General features: G+C 33.7%; 20 protein-coding genes and 1 tRNA gene. All 21 read right to left on the reverse strand.

What is annotated here, in order from left to right; all coding sequences use genetic code 11:
• Nucleotides 1-2: 2 nt before the first annotated feature.
• On the reverse strand, nucleotides 3-2525 hold the full coding sequence (locus tag IGJ24_RS07170; protein WP_438775377.1) for a phage tail tape measure protein: 2523 nt from the start codon (nucleotides 2523-2525) through the stop codon (nucleotides 3-5).
• Between the two features lie 15 nt (nucleotides 2526-2540).
• Nucleotides 2541-2744, reverse strand: coding sequence for a hypothetical protein (locus IGJ24_RS07175; RefSeq protein WP_010708347.1), 204 nt, complete (start codon nucleotides 2742-2744; stop codon nucleotides 2541-2543).
• An 8-nt stretch (nucleotides 2745-2752) separates the two neighbouring features.
• Nucleotides 2753-3115 (reverse strand): hypothetical protein, encoded by a 363-nt coding sequence (locus IGJ24_RS07180; RefSeq protein ID WP_010708346.1) that lies wholly within the window; start codon nucleotides 3113-3115, stop codon nucleotides 2753-2755.
• A gap of 2 nt (nucleotides 3116-3117) precedes the next feature.
• Nucleotides 3118-3717, reverse strand: coding sequence for a major tail protein (locus IGJ24_RS07185; protein ID WP_010708345.1), 600 nt, complete (start codon nucleotides 3715-3717; stop codon nucleotides 3118-3120).
• A gap of 16 nt (nucleotides 3718-3733) precedes the next feature.
• Nucleotides 3734-4051, reverse strand: coding sequence for a hypothetical protein (locus IGJ24_RS07190; RefSeq protein ID WP_192411249.1), 318 nt, complete (start codon nucleotides 4049-4051; stop codon nucleotides 3734-3736).
• A 2-nt stretch (nucleotides 4052-4053) separates the two neighbouring features.
• Entirely contained in the window at nucleotides 4054-4434 is a 381-nt protein-coding gene (locus tag IGJ24_RS07195; RefSeq protein WP_010815464.1) for an HK97 gp10 family phage protein, read from the reverse strand.
• Nucleotides 4427-4747 carry a phage head closure protein gene (locus IGJ24_RS07200; RefSeq protein ID WP_010708342.1) on the reverse strand — a complete coding sequence of 107 codons (321 nt, stop codon included), beginning with the start codon at nucleotides 4745-4747 and terminating at the stop codon, nucleotides 4427-4429. The genes IGJ24_RS07195 and IGJ24_RS07200 overlap by 8 nt, the downstream gene beginning before the upstream one ends.
• Nucleotides 4740-5015: a phage head-tail connector protein gene (locus tag IGJ24_RS07205; protein ID WP_192411248.1), complete on the reverse strand. Its 276-nt coding sequence runs from the start codon at nucleotides 5013-5015 to the stop codon at nucleotides 4740-4742. The genes IGJ24_RS07200 and IGJ24_RS07205 overlap by 8 nt, the downstream gene beginning before the upstream one ends.
• A 26-nt stretch (nucleotides 5016-5041) precedes the next feature.
• Entirely contained in the window at nucleotides 5042-5185 is a 144-nt protein-coding gene (locus tag IGJ24_RS07210) for a HeH/LEM domain-containing protein (RefSeq protein ID WP_010708340.1), read from the reverse strand.
• 2 nt (nucleotides 5186-5187) lie between these two features.
• Nucleotides 5188-6456 carry a phage major capsid protein gene (locus IGJ24_RS07215; protein ID WP_192411247.1) on the reverse strand — a complete coding sequence of 423 codons (1269 nt, stop codon included), beginning with the start codon at nucleotides 6454-6456 and terminating at the stop codon, nucleotides 5188-5190.
• 2 nt (nucleotides 6457-6458) lie between these two features.
• Complete coding sequence (locus IGJ24_RS07220; protein WP_016622766.1) at nucleotides 6459-7010, reverse strand: HK97 family phage prohead protease; 552 nt, start codon at nucleotides 7008-7010, stop codon at nucleotides 6459-6461.
• A 23-nt stretch (nucleotides 7011-7033) separates the two neighbouring features.
• Nucleotides 7034-8254: a phage portal protein gene (locus IGJ24_RS07225; protein WP_016632552.1), complete on the reverse strand. Its 1221-nt coding sequence runs from the start codon at nucleotides 8252-8254 to the stop codon at nucleotides 7034-7036.
• Nucleotides 8255-8264: 10 nt separating this feature from the next.
• Entirely contained in the window at nucleotides 8265-10052 is a 1788-nt protein-coding gene (locus tag IGJ24_RS07230) for a terminase large subunit (protein ID WP_010708336.1), read from the reverse strand.
• Nucleotides 10053-10056: 4 nt separating this feature from the next.
• Nucleotides 10057-10416 carry a P27 family phage terminase small subunit gene (locus IGJ24_RS07235; RefSeq protein ID WP_010708335.1) on the reverse strand — a complete coding sequence of 120 codons (360 nt, stop codon included), beginning with the start codon at nucleotides 10414-10416 and terminating at the stop codon, nucleotides 10057-10059.
• A 190-nt stretch (nucleotides 10417-10606) separates the two neighbouring features.
• A complete protein-coding gene (locus IGJ24_RS07240) occupies nucleotides 10607-10933 on the reverse strand; it encodes a hypothetical protein (RefSeq protein WP_010708334.1) in 327 nt (108 codons plus the stop codon).
• Nucleotides 10934-11253: 320 nt separating this feature from the next.
• Complete coding sequence (locus tag IGJ24_RS07245) at nucleotides 11254-11484, reverse strand: hypothetical protein (RefSeq protein WP_271095805.1); 231 nt, start codon at nucleotides 11482-11484, stop codon at nucleotides 11254-11256.
• A 194-nt stretch (nucleotides 11485-11678) separates the two neighbouring features.
• Nucleotides 11679-12359 (reverse strand): hypothetical protein, encoded by a 681-nt coding sequence (locus IGJ24_RS07250; RefSeq protein WP_438775378.1) that lies wholly within the window; start codon nucleotides 12357-12359, stop codon nucleotides 11679-11681.
• A gap of 210 nt (nucleotides 12360-12569) precedes the next feature.
• Nucleotides 12570-12640 (reverse strand) — tRNA-Arg (locus IGJ24_RS07255).
• A gap of 1482 nt (nucleotides 12641-14122) precedes the next feature.
• A complete protein-coding gene (locus tag IGJ24_RS07260; RefSeq protein WP_016632872.1) occupies nucleotides 14123-14644 on the reverse strand; it encodes an ArpU family phage packaging/lysis transcriptional regulator in 522 nt (173 codons plus the stop codon).
• Between the two features lie 683 nt (nucleotides 14645-15327).
• On the reverse strand, nucleotides 15328-15477 hold the full coding sequence (locus IGJ24_RS07265) for a hypothetical protein (protein WP_438775379.1): 150 nt from the start codon (nucleotides 15475-15477) through the stop codon (nucleotides 15328-15330).
• The gene (locus tag IGJ24_RS07270; RefSeq protein WP_438775380.1) at nucleotides 15478-15987 is read right to left on the reverse strand and encodes a DUF1642 domain-containing protein; all 510 of its coding nucleotides are present in this window, start codon (nucleotides 15985-15987) and stop codon (nucleotides 15478-15480) included. It lies immediately after the preceding gene.
• Nucleotides 15988-15995: the final 8 nt, after the last annotated feature.

Here is a 15995-nt window from a genome sequence, read left to right on the forward strand (position 1 = left end):
TATCACCCACCAAATACTTCTTTATTTTTTAAATCAACAAATTTATAGGTCAAATATTCTGCAATTTGATCCAATGTCTCTTTTGGTAAATTCCCGTAAGCTGTTAAATGTAAATGAATTTCATCACTTGCTTGTTGTTTAGATAAACTTTTATCTACCGCTGTTTGGATATAGCCCATTAACTTATCTAACGGTGCGACAGCTTCTTTTCCAGCTTCACCGCCACCTAACAACTTATTTCCAGAAGCGCCAAAGATTGTTGGCTTAGTTAAAATCCCTCCATCAGCAAACCATTTCACATCAATACCTGATGGATAAGAAATATTTTTACCAAATATCTTTTTCGAACTCCATTTCAAATCAAAATGAGGCATTGGTGGTAGTTCAATTTTTGGAAATTTTAACCTTAAAGATTTAAAAATATTTTTTACAGCATTTACTTTGTCCTCGAAAGAACCAAATAAAAAGCTAGTAACTGTCTTAACTGAAGAAGATAAGATTTTAAATGCCGAATCAGCAGGGTCTGAAAAACGTGCCCAAAATTCAGTCCACCATTTCTGTAGCCTATCCCATTGTTTTGAGAACCATTCTGTTATTGAACCCCAATTTTTTATCACAGCAATTACTCCTGCAATAATTCCTGTTACAGCAATAAGTGCTAAAGTGACTGGTCCGCCTAATATTCCTACTAAAGCAGTTAATGCACCTGCAACTCCAGCTAAAATTCCTACTATTGTTCCTACACCTAAAAAAGCCGCTATAAAAGTTTTAACTGGCCCTGGTAAATTTTGAAAGCTTTTAAGAATTTCTGTTAATCCTAATAATAATGGTTGCAATGCAAGAGCTAACTCTTCTCCTATTGGTACTAATGCTAGCTTTAAATCATTCCATGCACCTTGCATTTTTTGACTAGTCGTTGTCGTATCTTCATTTAATTTATCTGCTGCTCCTTGAACATCCTCATAACCACCTTTAACACTCATTAGAGAAGTTAATACTTTTAAACTATTATCTTCTCCTAGAGCACTCCAGACAGTGGAAGCTAAAGATAGTGCCTCAGTTTTATTCTCCATCTCACCTAAATCAGTAAGAAGTGACTGGATAACTTCTGCTTGAGAAGCTCCACCATTTTTAAATGATTCAAACAATTCTTTTGATTTTTGAGAGAATGAATCAATATTTTCTTCAATTCTCCCATCTGTTAAAGAAATTCCTATTTCCTTAACAACATCATTTACTTTATCTAAGTTGTATGCTCCATTTCGAGTACCATTTTCTAAAATTTGGAAAGTTTCAGAAGCAGTGAAGCCCATTTGAGCCCATAATTGAGAATACTCTGCCATATTATCGCCAACTTCATCTGCCCATGTACTTCCATTTCTTTGAAGTGCTACTGTAATCATGTCTAAGGCATGCTTTCCAGTAATTCCATAGTTTTCTTGCATTGCTGCAACACCACGAATTGTTTCTTTTAAATCTACTTCAAAAGTATTTTCTAACACTTTGGCATCTTGAACTAACTGACTTAAATCTTGATTGCTCATATCCCCAAGATTTTTAGACACTAAAGCAACAGCATCTGCTGCTTCTGACATATCCTCAAATAAGCCACTACGAAAAACATCTGTTAATGCTTGTTCGTATTTTTTAGCAGATGCCGTGCCTGCTACACCCATAGAAGCGTTTAATTTCTTTTGAGCATCTTCTACTTCTGTAAAAGCTTCAATTGTTTTTCCAGCCATATCTTTGGCTTTATCAGACATACCGCTTAAAGCTTCTCCTGCATCTAACAAATTTCCTTTACCTATTTTGTCATCGATTTCTTCTAAAGTATCACCAATTTTATCTAAAGCATCATCTGCTTTATTTGCATCACTTTTTAAACCGTTCAAATCAGAAGAAATTTTTTGCACAGAGTTCCCATCGTCAATGGAATCAAGCGTTTGCTTCATTTTGTTAATATCTGCAGTTTGACCTAACGCAGCTCTACCGATTTTATTTAATGCATTTTCTAGTTGAGAAGAATTGGCTTTTCCCTCTTTAATTGCGGCTACTAAACGAGTACCTAAAACATCAGAAAAATCGTTTATATCCGTTCCTGTAGCTTCAAAAAATGTAGATAAGCGTTGGGTATTTTGAGCTAATTTTTCTTGTTCCACTTTCATACTTGATAATTGGCCTTTATACCCATTTAAAGCCCCTTCAGTTGCCTCGATTTCTCGTTTAAACTTCCGATACTGCTCTTCGCCAATTTCTCCAGATTTAAATTGCCGTTCAACATCTGCTTGAGCGCCTTTCAAAGCATCTAGCTTATTCGTGGTCAATTCAATTTGCCGAGAAAGCAATTCTTGTTTTTGCGATAATAATTCTACATTATTCGGGTTTAACTTTAAAAGCCGTTCGACATCTTTTAATTCCTTTGATACATTCACCGATTGATCAACAATATCCTTTAAACCACTTGTAACGCCTTTTGTATCCGCATCAAGCGCAATTGTAATACCTGAGATTTTTTTCTTCGCCATAAATTCTCCTCCTTTCTAAAATGCATCAAAATCTGCCTGAGTTGCTTTTCTTGTTTTAATTTTTGGTTCTGATTTTTCCTGATGATTATCTATCCATTCTTGAACAAAATCTAAACATGCACCTATTTCCATTAATTGCATTTCTTCGTTAGATAATCCTACTTGTTTACATATAAAAAGAAATGACTCCGTGGTGAGTACTTCATCACTAGAAGCCATTTCATCATTTACTTTTTTTTTGATTGAATACTATGTGAAATTAATTCTTGGAGTTCATTGGCAAAATCTGACAAAGGTAAAGAATCTAAACTTTCTAACCAAGTAATTGGATCTGGAATACTTGAATCTGCTGCTTTGGCAAATGTCCATACAAAATTATACAACAAAGTTAACTCAACTCGTTTTAAATCATCATATGAGATATTCGTTAATTCAAACTCCCCATCCTCATTTTGATTGTCTAATGCTTTTGCCAAAGTTAATAAATCAGCAAAAAAATCGCTCCCAAACTGCATTTTATACCGTAAAGGAGTAGCTGCATTAGAAGCCAACCTGATTTTAGTCGTGCCAATTTCAATAGTTTTTTCCATGATTAAGCAGCTGCTCCTTTTTCATAAACTTTTGTAAACCATTTATCATAAACACTTGATGGAGTATCAGGTCGTGTTTTAGTTTTTACGGCTTTATCTGAAGGACGTGGACCAGCACTAAACGTTAGCTCAGAAGTGTTTGGATCGCCAGAATCTTTTGTTGTAGAGCCAATAGTTGGTCTGTTTGCAGTGCAATAATATAACACATGGCGAGTTGCTGTTTTATCTCCTTCAAATTGGAACATTAACGCAAAAGGAGAGGTTTCAGCATTTGCATACTCTGTTTGAACTTTATCCGCATCATCTACTTTTTCTCCTAAAATTTCCACTGCAAAATCTTCAGGGATTCTAGCGCATGTATATGTTCCGTCATATCCTTGATTGTTTGGAGAAGTATAGTAATCTACATTATCTGCTTTAAATTTGATTAAATCTCCTGAAGGCTCAATAGACAATTCAACCGCCCCAGGAAAACGAACAGGTGTACCATAAGTAATTTCCCCTGTTTCTGGATTTAACATTGCTTTTGCATAATATACGTTTTCTAAGCCAAACTCTACACGATTTTTTTCAGGACTTCCTACTCTTTCTTTTTGTGCCATTTTTCTTCACCTCTTATTAAATTGTAATTTCATATGCTTTTAAATACATCTGTTCAGATGCTAGATACGTTTCGTAAGTATCAAATGGAATTTTTGCTGTGTTCAACAATTCCTCTAGTTTATTTTCTTCACGAATATTTTTCGTATTCGTGTATAGTTCAATAACAATCTCTGTTTGTTTACAATAGACTTCATTGTCTGCGAAAAAATTATTACTTGTATTTTCGTAATAAAGTAAATAGGGCAACTCTGGAACTTGCCCAGGTTGCCATTCACGATAAGAAATTGGTAATTCCATTTTGTCTAATAAATGTTTCAATTCTTTTAAAGTCATTGTTACGTCAATCTCCTAACCAATTCTTTTTCTAAAGAAGCGATAGCCTTTTCTTCCGCAGCTTCTATATGCGGTTTAGCGACTACCTGGCCGACTTTTCGACCACCCCTCTTTAATGCATGCCCATTTTCTAATAAATGAGTCAAACGATAGGTTGGATCATTTTGATAAATTACTTGTTTTGTTGGCCCTTGTTTTTTCTTTCGCCAATTCCGTGCATATTTTCCTGAACGTTTTGGACTATTTTGCTTCAATTCTTGAAGCGTTTCTTTCGCTACTATTTCAGTAGCTTCTCCTACGTTGGTTTCAACTTCTTCCGTGTATTCTCGAACCATCTTACTGATTTCTTTAGAAAGTTCACTAATATGGATTGCCTTAGCCATTAGCATCACCTAAGCTCAAACGACAAACCACTTCAAGTTCTTCGTAACTCTTTTGGTACGTGCGAATAATTTTGTATTTTTTCTCTTCAAATTCAAGATAGTTTTCTCCAGAATATTCATAAGGATGAATAATAAATAAATGAATATTTTCTATTCCATTTTGGCCAGCTTGATAAAATTCTCCTCTACTGACGTTTTCTTTGCAAGCCATGACAGGAGTACGCTTATACTTTGGTATCTGATTGCCTATATCATCACTTGTAAAGCCATCATTTTCTAGAAGAACAATATCTAAATCCCATGTTCTATCCATTTTTATTCTCCTTTTCAGAAAGTACTAGATTATGCAAACGAAATTGTAAATTTCTAGGAAGAATACCTTCTCCTCTGGAGCGATAACGCCAAGCAGAATAATCCACAATAAACATCACATGAAGTTCATTATCTAAATCAATGGATATTCCTTGTTCTGTTTGCAATTCGTTGACGACACTTTCAATAATCGTTGATAAATAAGTATCACGATTTTTTGACATAATTCCTAAATTTACTTTTAATAACTCTAGTGTTTGATCACTCATATTTATCACCTAATAAAAAGAGGGAACTATTCTGTTCCCTCTAATAATTTTAGTAACTCTTTTTTGCTAACATTGTTTTTATACTCGATGCCTTTTTCGTCAAGAATAGTTTTTAATTCAGGAATAGTCAGTTTACTTAATGAAGTTTCTGCCAGTCTTGACTCTGGCATTGTTACTCCCCCGCTGGATCTAATGTTACTTCTACAAACGCTTCTGGAAGAACTGGTTTACCGTCATAACGTCCTAATCCTCGAACAGCCGTTTGATCCTCTCTGAATTTATAGTGACCTGACATATCAACTCGAACAGATTCACGTTCTACTAAAGTATATTTATCAAATACACCAAACAAAATTTTATCTTGTGGTAAGTAATTATTGAAAACTACTTTTAATCCTAAGAAATTAGGTTCAGCCAAGTTTGGTAATTGAACAACATCTACACCATTAGAATTTACATGTAATGTTAACGTTGCAATTCGATTATAATAAGTTTGTCGATGCATTACTGCAACGATTTCTCCTGTGGCATCTTCCCCTGTATCAATTAAGCCCAATACTGGAATCAATTCTTCATACGTTGGTTTTTTCGTTACTTTATTTTTACCAGGAATTTTAGGAAGAATACCATCTGGTTGTTTATCATCTTTCCCTGTTCCTGTAACAATTGCTTTATCTAATCCTTTTGCGATAGAGCGTGCAATTCGTTTCGTTAAATAATCATCTAAATTAATAACAGAATCCTCTAACAGAGAATTATCAATATAGACAATTCGACCAATTTTGAATCCATCAAATTCAACTGCTGTTAATTTAGAATCATCCTCTTCTGGTAATGCGCCTCGCATTTCTAACCAAGTAGCTTCGCTAGTATCTACATCTAAAATTAATTTCACACGTCCTTTGGCAATTACTTTATCTACCAATGGATAAAGAGTAGTAAAATCACCAATACGCTCACGAATACGATTTACAATAATATCTGGAATAATCAATTCTGCGCCGCTTGGTCCATCTGGCAATACTTGCCCATTAGCACGCATCTGTAATCTTTCGCGTAATTCATTATAAAATTCTTTTACATCTGAACGTTCATGATAATCCATAAGGTTTTTGTTTCGAGTTTCTTTTTTATCTCCCATTTTTCTTTCTTCTCCTTTACCTGTTGGTTTCTTTTCATTTAATCCGTCTAATTCTTCTTGTAAGGAACGGATTTCTTCCTCTAATTCTTTTTTTTGTTGATCATGAGGTTCTTTTTCTTCGTTAAATTTATTCACTTCATCTTCAACCGCTTGTTGTTCTTCTTCCGTTTCTGCTTCTTCAATGGCAGCCTCTAAATTCTTTTCTCGTATTTCAAATTCAGCATCTTTTTCTTCTAATGATCGAAGTAATTCTGTTTTACTAGTAATCTTTCTTTGTAACATAATTTGTCTTAATGCCATGATTAATTCCCCCTGTTTTTTAATTGGCTCAATAATTTTTTACGCCATTGTTTTGTTTGTTTTTCACGATATTGTTCTAATTGTGTATGTCTAGCTTGTACACCTGTATCTTCATATGCAGGAAACGTTACGACTGAAACTTCGTGAAGATCGATTTCTTTTAATAGCCATTTAACCGTGCCATCTTCTCTCCAATCTGTTTCTTCATTCAGAATATTAAAACCAAACGAGCATTGATCAACGTCTCCTCGTTTTACACGTTCATAGAGATTTAAGGCATCTGAATCATTTTCATTAATAGTAATTTGGCCCCACAAGCCTCTAGAATCAACACTTAACTTTAGTGTTCCTGATTTGTTTCTACCTAAAACCAAAGTGGTTTCATGATTGGTCAACGCTCGTATATCATTGCTCAAAGAGCCGTTAAATGCTTCTGGTGAAATTTCTTCAAAAGCACCTGGCCAAAGCTCTGTTTCTTGATTAAAAACAGCGAAATAGCCTTCAATGATTTTTTCCCCTGAAGTTTCTTCTCTGGTAGAAAAATTCGTTGCCATAGAGCGTGTTTGATTTTCTTTTGTCAATCAGAGTCACCTCCTTTAAGTTTACTTTGTTCTCCAATCATTCCTTGAGGAATAAAGTTTTCTAAAATAATTAGCTCATCTAAACCAGGCTTAGGGGAATCTCCTATCATATTCAAGACATCATTCCCTGTATAGATTCCTCGAATATACAAATTCATCCCAATTTCCGCTAATTCTTTCGTGTCATAAGCCAATAAACTCTTAGAATTGCATTTAAAATACCAATTCGGATTTTCAAGCAAGCCCTTCGTTAACGTCTGTTGAAAAATATCTGCAATAGCTTTAATTCTTGTACGAACAAAATTGTTATACTCATCTTTATCAAATGAACCAACGCCCAAAATAAATGCTGGAACATCTAATAAAGCTGCTACTGTTTTTTTGTCTATTTCCACTGATTCATTAATCGCAATATCTTTTAAAGATAATGGCTTTACTTGTTGGACATCTAATAGTTCTGCTGGAATAACCCAAGGTTCACCTGGTCTAGATTCTCCTAAATATTTTTCTTTAATTTGATTTCTTCCTGCTTCACTTGCAAGATTTTCATTCATTGCATCTACTTTCACAATAACATTCGGCATATATTGCCCACTCATAAATGATTTTTTTGTTGCATTTGCTTGTCGTAAATTATAGGTAATATCCCTTAAAGGGATTCGATAACCCGTTCCTTTCCATGGTTGTTCTGGATCAGGATTAATTGCAAAATGTAAGACTTCATCTGGTGAATAAGTCGTTGAACCATATTTCACAGAATAGCCATCTTCAAGTTCAATAAAGCTAACTTTAGATGGTTTCAAGGGTCTTAATTCATGAATAAAACCATCTTTCATTTCGGGAAAGACAATAGCATTTCCATCGCCAGGCAATAACATAGAATAAACAATGTTATAGACCCAATTTTTTCTAGTCATATATGAATAAGGTTCAATATCAATTTTTCTAGATAGTTCATTTTTCACACGAACATCGCCATTTTTTGAATTTTCCATTAAATGAATGGTCATTCCCGATACCAAATCGGCTATTTTTTGACAAGCAGTTTTTACTTCTGGATTATCTGAAAGCCTTGTATAGCCTGGTACTAATATTTCTCGAGAAATATCAGACATAAAAAAACCAACCGTAGGATCACTTGAGCCTGATGGTTGGGGGATTTTTGGTTCTGAACGTATTTTATTTGCTTTTTTTCTCTTTTTTGCCACAATAATCATCCTTTACTATTTAATATTTACGATTTAACCACTCTGTTCCGACATTTCCATAAGCCATATCTTCCAACATCTGGCAACAGCTAAATACACTCGCATCAAATAAATCAATACGTTGTACCCCACCATCACCATCTAATTTATCGTACTGAATCATATCATCTGTTTTTTCAATCGCTCGCACATTCTGAACACAATATTCGTAGGCATCGGAATGTAAGTAATAGAACTGTTTATTTTTGACTTTCACCTCGATATGACGGAAGCCTTCTGATTTCTTATAAAAGTATTGTGGTTGATCTTTAATTTTAAATCCTGCTTTTTTCATTTTAAAAAAGAACTCTCGACCAAACTTTTTATCAAAACCAACAAGTTTAATTTTGAAGCCTTTTTGTTTCATAGAAATAAACCAATTAACAATATCATCATGTAAAACGGTAGGCGTGTTACTCATCGTTAACCAACCATCTTCTTTCCAACCAAATAAAGGAATACCGTCTTCTTCTGCTTTCTTTACTGCTGCTAATTTCGGGAAAAAGGCATGCGTAATACAAATATCTATTCCTTTATATGAGCCGTATAAAGCACCTGCCGTTAAATCATGTAGTTTTGATAAGTCCGCACCGCCGTACCAAACAATAGGTAATCTTGCTAAATCATCTAATGTCCAATCGTATTGCATATCCGAACTTCTAAACTCATTAATATCGAAATAGGCATCCATTGCATTCGTAAAGACATTCAGCGTTTTATTTAAAAACTCTGTTTTTAATTGTGGTTCATTCATTGCTTGTGAAGCATCATCCAATAACTCTTCTAAAGTAACTGTGACATTAATGGACGGTGTACACATTTCTAAAACTTCAGGATCATCAATTGTGGTGATTTCTCCTTTACTATTTAAAATATTCCCTTCTTCATCTTGATCTGCTTTGCAAATAAAAATGAAATAAGAGTCATACGCAGAATCAGTAATTGACCCATTCAATACCTTCTGTAAAGTTTTTAAACGATTGGCTAAAAAGCCATCAGGAATATCGCCTGCCGTTGAAATACCTATCAATAATTTATTACGATAAGCTTTCATCGCATTTTTCATCAACGTGTACTTTTTAGCTCCAGCTCTTTTCCAAGAATGCAATTCATCTAATACCAAACAATTACAGTTTAAAGAGTCCAATTTATCTTCTTGGTTAGCAATTGCATAGATGTCACTTGTCCCATCTCCAAAATTAATTGAAATCGAATGTTCTTGATTGTTATCACGTATTCGTAATTTCTCGACATCTTCTTTCAATTCGTTCACATTATCCACTAAAAAATTAAAACACTCTAGTGTTTGTTTCACTGAATTTGCGACAATATAGGCTTTTGAACCAGAACGTCTATCTAAAATACTCTTTGCTTCAGTTAGGGCCGCACTAAATGCTGTTTTCCCTTGTTTTCGAGGCAAAAAAATAAGCGCTTCTTTAAACCGCCGAATATCTGAATCTTTTTCAAAAAAACCAAATAGATTCACACAGACAAATTTTTGCCAGTCTGTTAACAATAATGGTTGTCCTTTATAACTTATACCATTTCTATCTTCTCCTTGGACGTGATGAATCGTTCCTTCAATTAAATTAATAACAAAATCAAATTGTTCTTGCCTAAAATCAATATCTGTTCGTGTTAAGTCTTTCAAAAACCTTTCGCAGGCTAGCCTTCTATCTAAATTTGCTAATATTTTACAATCAACAATTGCCCTCGCATAATTTAAAGCTGTTTCAAAATGCTTAGATGTAATTTTCGATAAATCCATCAAATCACATCTTTTGTTGCTCTAAAAGTTTAGCAAAAGCTGATTTTTCTTTTTTCGGCACTTCTACTTCAGCTTGATAGGTTCTAGCATTTAACATCAACCGATCTGAATACGTACCTATATCTTTTCTGAGGTTTTCTAAACTTGCTAAAATAGGTGACTTCTTCCCACCGCTTTTTTCTGTTTCCAAAATAATTTCATACCCTTGTTCTTCAAATTCACGGCTTAAATAGTTATATTGATAAACCATATCTGCATAAACCTCAATAATTTGATTGTATTGTGGCTTATACGTTCCTAATTCTTTCATATACTTGATTGTACGTTTTTTAATGCTTTCTCGTTTTGGAATTTTTTTAGCCAAGTTGTCACCTCCTCAAACTAAGATATATTACTGCGAAAAAAAGGGCTTTTTTCTGCACGGTTTTGACGACTAAAAATAACGCTAAGCGTTGATATTTAAACATTTTTCATTCAGGAAAAAATTTTTTCAAGATCCTCTCGCTATTGGAAAAAGTTCCCATAACCGTTTTCCCTAAGCTCTTTTTCATTTTTCAAAAGGAGGGGGGCTTCAAGCGTTCACTTTTCCATTTTTCAAATTCTTTCCTTCGTTTTCTTTGCCAATACAACCCTTCTCCGATAATTTTGTTGTTTTCTCTATCGTGAAAAGTATTATGCCTTTGATGCGTTAAAGGTAATAGATTCCAATCAACATATGCTAGTTCAGGATATTCTTTTCTTGGGTAGATGTGATGGACCATTTCAGCTTTTACACTTAAACCATATCTTTTACTTTCTTGACATTCATATTGATATTGTCTCAGGATTCTATTCTTTTTCTTTATCCACTTTTTATTTCTATAGAAGTGTTCATTGTCTATCTCTTTTGATTCGCTTATTTCTGTATCAATAATGTTATGAATGAAATCATACGTAAAAGTTTCAATTGCAATATCTTCTGTTTTAAATTGTGGCAAAGCACCTAATACAGCTGGTTGTTTAGATACAGATGTATCTATTAATATTTTTTTCCCTCCTATCCCATCAGCTCTACCATGTGTAACAATTGCTTTAGGATACAGCCGTTGTATTTCTTTTGCAGTACTACAAGAAGAAGCAACTATTGTATATCTGCCATCTTCAACATAATCACGTAAGGTTTTGCTTTTCAAACTGTTCCTCTCCCCTTCCCTTATATTATTTATCTCACATACTTTTCTATATTCTCTTGTATATGCTTATCTCCCCAACTGCCACATCCACAATAAACTAATTTGCACGCGTCAATTTCCTTTGGTGTGGCTTCTCTCGTCATTTCGACAATAGATGCGTTCTTCTTTATCTGCACAGACATTACAACACGTACTGAATTAGTTGTATGGTTCGGCTGTGGATATTTATGTGTTAACGATACATACCAATAGCTTTTCATGTTCTCTCTCCTAGTTGTTTTTATGTACTTGATTCAATAAATTATTTCTTGATATACTATTTATGGGTAGCAACTCCTTTTTGTAAATAGCAACCAACTAATTTTTCACGAATGCTACCTAGCCACTAGAACCCATAGTCTAGTGGCTTTTTTATGTACAAAAAAGACCACTCACTTATGTTGAGTAGTCTGCTTTAAAAATTATTGGTGTAGAATTTCTTAAGTTCTGATACTTCTTTATTCCATAACAACTTATTATTTTCTGGAACTTGATTAACCAAATTATATAAACCATCAAAATCTATGGCTACGTTGTTAATATCATAAGAAACAAGTCCATTTTTCATTTCAAAACCACATGAAATGTATTGATTTATTTCAATTTCTGCTTCTTTGAAAAAACTATTGGCATGTATTTGAAATAAGTCAATAACTTTACATTTACTTTTCATTATTAATAATGACGTTTCTTCATCCATTTCTCCTATAATAGCATTCAATTCTATAGATTCTTCGACGAACTTCGCTGCATCTTTCCAGTCTATAGCAACAAAAACTCTACCTTGCAATTGTAAATCTGCTAAATTGAAATTCATAAACGCCTTAATTGTTTTGTTAAAGGTTTTAGCAGTCACTTCGACTTCATTAGCTATTTTCTTTGTTGTTTCAACATTCCTGTTCATCTCAATCTTACTTTGCTTTAGATCAAATGATAAGCTTGAAATCGTATTGGCATCAAAAAACCACACCATGAAAATAGTAAAAATAGTTATTGTGAATATCCAAATATTGTAATTTTTTTGCCAAAACATAAAAATTAGTATTATTGATAGTAGTAGAGTTAACAAGCTTTTTTTCATTACTTTTTTCAACATAAACCACCTCGCCAACTATACTAACACTTTCTAAAAAAAGTATCTAGAAATAATTGAAATGCTAATTTTGATTTTCATTTGACTTTAATATTTAGTAAACTCAGTCTTTTTTAGTACATACAAAAAGAGGCACTTGCAAGCTAGTGCCTCACGTGAATGTAGCAGAAACATCTATTGACGATTCTTTTATTTAAGTAGCAAAGCTACCTATTGGCGTGACAGGAATCGAACCTGCCTCTTATCTCGCTATATGCTCGTTGCATCCCAGATGCTACACGCCAACCGAAAGGATTTTTATACTATGCCATTTTTGAGATTGTCTACCGCAATCTCAATATCGCTGGCAAGGATTTGCACCTTGCATGAATAATCTTTACCGTTTATCTCCCTTTAGATTTACATCAGATATCACCGAATAATGTTTAAAGCCTCCGCACAAAATGATCACAAGATTATATATTTTATGGAGTATAGGAGGTTCTCTCAAACCGCATTACTCAGCTGTTTACAGGCTCTTGTGATTGTCCTCTTATACTCTTACAGACTAACGCCTATATAAACACCGAACACCAAAGCCGATTATTCTACGTAGTAACGTCTACCTGTTCCGCCACAGCGATAATTCTAAATACAGAAAATAACTAATAGGGAAAGTAGCTTTTTAAGCTACTTTCTTGTGTTTTACAAAAAAGCATTTACCTAACAACATTAACCATTTACACGTAAATAAACCTTTTTCTGTACGATATTTTGTTTTGAAAAATCCTGTTTTCATGGCATTAACCTCCCTAATTAAAAACTCAAAAATCAACAGATTTAGGCTTTTCTTCCTGCTTCCTTTGTTTACAGTGTTATTCAGTCACATACCCAAAGAGGCTGAACTATCAGGCGCTACCCAATAGCTTCTCTTTGCTTTTTCTGTATGATCTAGCTCTACTGGCTAATAACTTTCACTTGAACATTCAGCATTTACATAAGAGTCCCATTTTTATTATTTTGTCATCTGTAAATAAATTGCTGCATTAAGCTACTCGTACCGACTTCTTTCGTTAAACACTGATTTCTCAGTTTCTCTGCAAAGCGCTTGGTTTGAGGTTTCTAAGGTCTGCCAAGCTTCTCACACTTCCACCTAACTTAGATTATTCTCCACTGGAGCGTCTATTGTCACGCCCGAAAGTTTCGTACATTACACCTGCACAAATTCCACGTAGTACTTTGCGATTAATAGCTTTTACTATTAGTCCTTTTTACATTGCTGTAAAATCCACCACTAAAATCAATCAGTATCCCAATTCATTTTAGTTATCGACTTATCCCATACTACCCTAGCACATTGTTCAAATGCTCTTCACTAGGTTTAAATCTATTGATTTTTCAATTTTTAATAGTAATCACTCACAAACCTGTAGAAAAAAGAGAGAGGAATTGCACCCCATTTCTTTAGTTTGAGAACATCTGATTTGTGAGTGATCATTGCAAACTACATAGCGCTATCTTGACAATTGCTTTCGGCGTACGTCTACGTGTAAGCTTCATGCCAAGTTTATTGCAATATTTGCTACCTAGACTAAACGAGACAGAAAGAACTGGACTTTCCACATCCTTATTCTTTATTTTTTTGTAGGTAGCCTCAAAGGATAAGCGAAACGGAGCTAAGAAAGGTAATGCATGCCTTACCTCGTTTCCTTATCTTTCGACACTATTATATTACAACATTGCTCGACCGATTTGCGTCGGAAAAAGTCGGAAAAAGACCAAAAATTTTATTTTTCAGAATCAAGAGTATTCTTCTCCTCAATAAGAGGTTCTGTCTCATCACTGTAAATCAATAATTCTATCTCCTTACAAAATTGAATCAATGCTAAACGACTCTCTTCAACAACAGTTGTTTTACTAAGATACTTGCTTTCCGCTATATCTTGTACAGCTATACCATGAACATATCGAAGCATAAAAATTTGCCTTCTTCGATTAGTACCGCCATTTTTTAAAGGATTACAAATTGCTAAATAGCCTAATGAAAATAGTTCCTCTAATTCTTTATATTCATTCATATATTCTTCTCGTTCTATCATAAAACGTTCAGCATCACTTGAATATTCTTTATTTGTTGTGGAAGGAATCAAACTAAATGATTGAGTCATTTTTGGTAATCTATTTTTTCCAACTTTTTCTCGAACAGAACCATAGGCTGTCATAAAGGTTTCAAAATTCTTTCTTGTCGCTTTCATATCGATTTCTTCTGGGTCTGGAATTTGATATTTTTCTACATCAAAAAGTACCATGTTATGATTCCTCCGTTTGCGATTTGTGGTATAATAATAACAACTTATCCACAAACTAAATATCCATTTTTTTAAAGATCAACTAAAGTAAACTGGTTGGTCTTTAATTTTGCATTTTTTTATTTTATCTTTATAATAAAGTTATCCATTTATTTTTTGTACCACTTAATAAGTGGTGGAACTAGTCGTTTTCTCAACGACTAGTTTTTCTTTACAAATTAGCAGTAATTTGCTATAAAATACTTATGAAGCATAGGAATTCTATTCCAAATCTATCTAAACAGTCGGAGCAATCCGGCTGTTTTTATTTACTCTTATTGAAATTTCATATTTCATCATGATATAATATGGACAACTCAATTCATCTTGAGTGGTGTCATCTAGAAAACTCGACTAGAAAAAACTAGTTGAGTTTTTCTATTTATGATAAAATATTTTTATTGTGACCAATGTTTGGGGTAGAGTAACCTCACATATCACAAGCTACCACTTTTCTGGTAAAATATTCTTCTTAGTCAACCAGTGGTCGGTTGGCTTTTTTGTACTTGATTTTTTATAATGGGTTTGGTATAAAAATACTATAAAAAATAAACTTAATATTATTTCTTACAGAACTACCTAGCGGAAACTAGGTAGTTTTTTATACTATCGATTGTAAAAACTAAAATACATTGGTTTCAAAACTATTTGAACCCACTTATTAAACGACTAAACCAGTGTCCAATCATTTCTGGATGTGAAATAAAATATCCGATTCCCACAATTGAGACAATCCAGCATATGCCTATAATCACACAAACAATTGTTAGAGGTGAAAATTTCTTATCTTTCATCTATTCTTCCTCCACCTTCACAGCAAACGGCCAATAGCGCTCGTCAATTGCTTTGATTTCTTGTTCTGTTAACATATCCACATTTTCCTTACATATCGTAAAATCAATTGTTCCCGCTAAATTTAAAAAAGTATAACCTGTGTTAGTCGCCCCTTTGTCTGATAATAAAACGTGATATAATGGTTCCTTCTCGACTTCGTAACCGTTAGCTAATGCATTAACAAATAAATCTCTGTTCGACTTAAACCACAAAGAAAATTCATCATCGGGCATTGAGCTTGAGAAAGAATCTGCAGAACTGATAATATCAACTTTATCAGAACCCATTCCTAAACTTTCTTCAATAAAATCATCAGCCGTTTTGGGCAATACAGCTTTTTCCGATTCTTTTAGTTGTTTTGCTAAACTAATTGCTCTTTCGGTAGCATAGTTAGCGCCTTGTAAATAATCAACACTATCTGTAGGAACTTCTAAACATTCTAATTCTTCAATCAATTCTTGTTTATTCATCGCTGTTC

The organism is Enterococcus sp. DIV0546 (assembly GCF_051712785.1).
Lineage (GTDB): Bacteria > Bacillota > Bacilli > Lactobacillales > Enterococcaceae > Enterococcus > Enterococcus faecalis.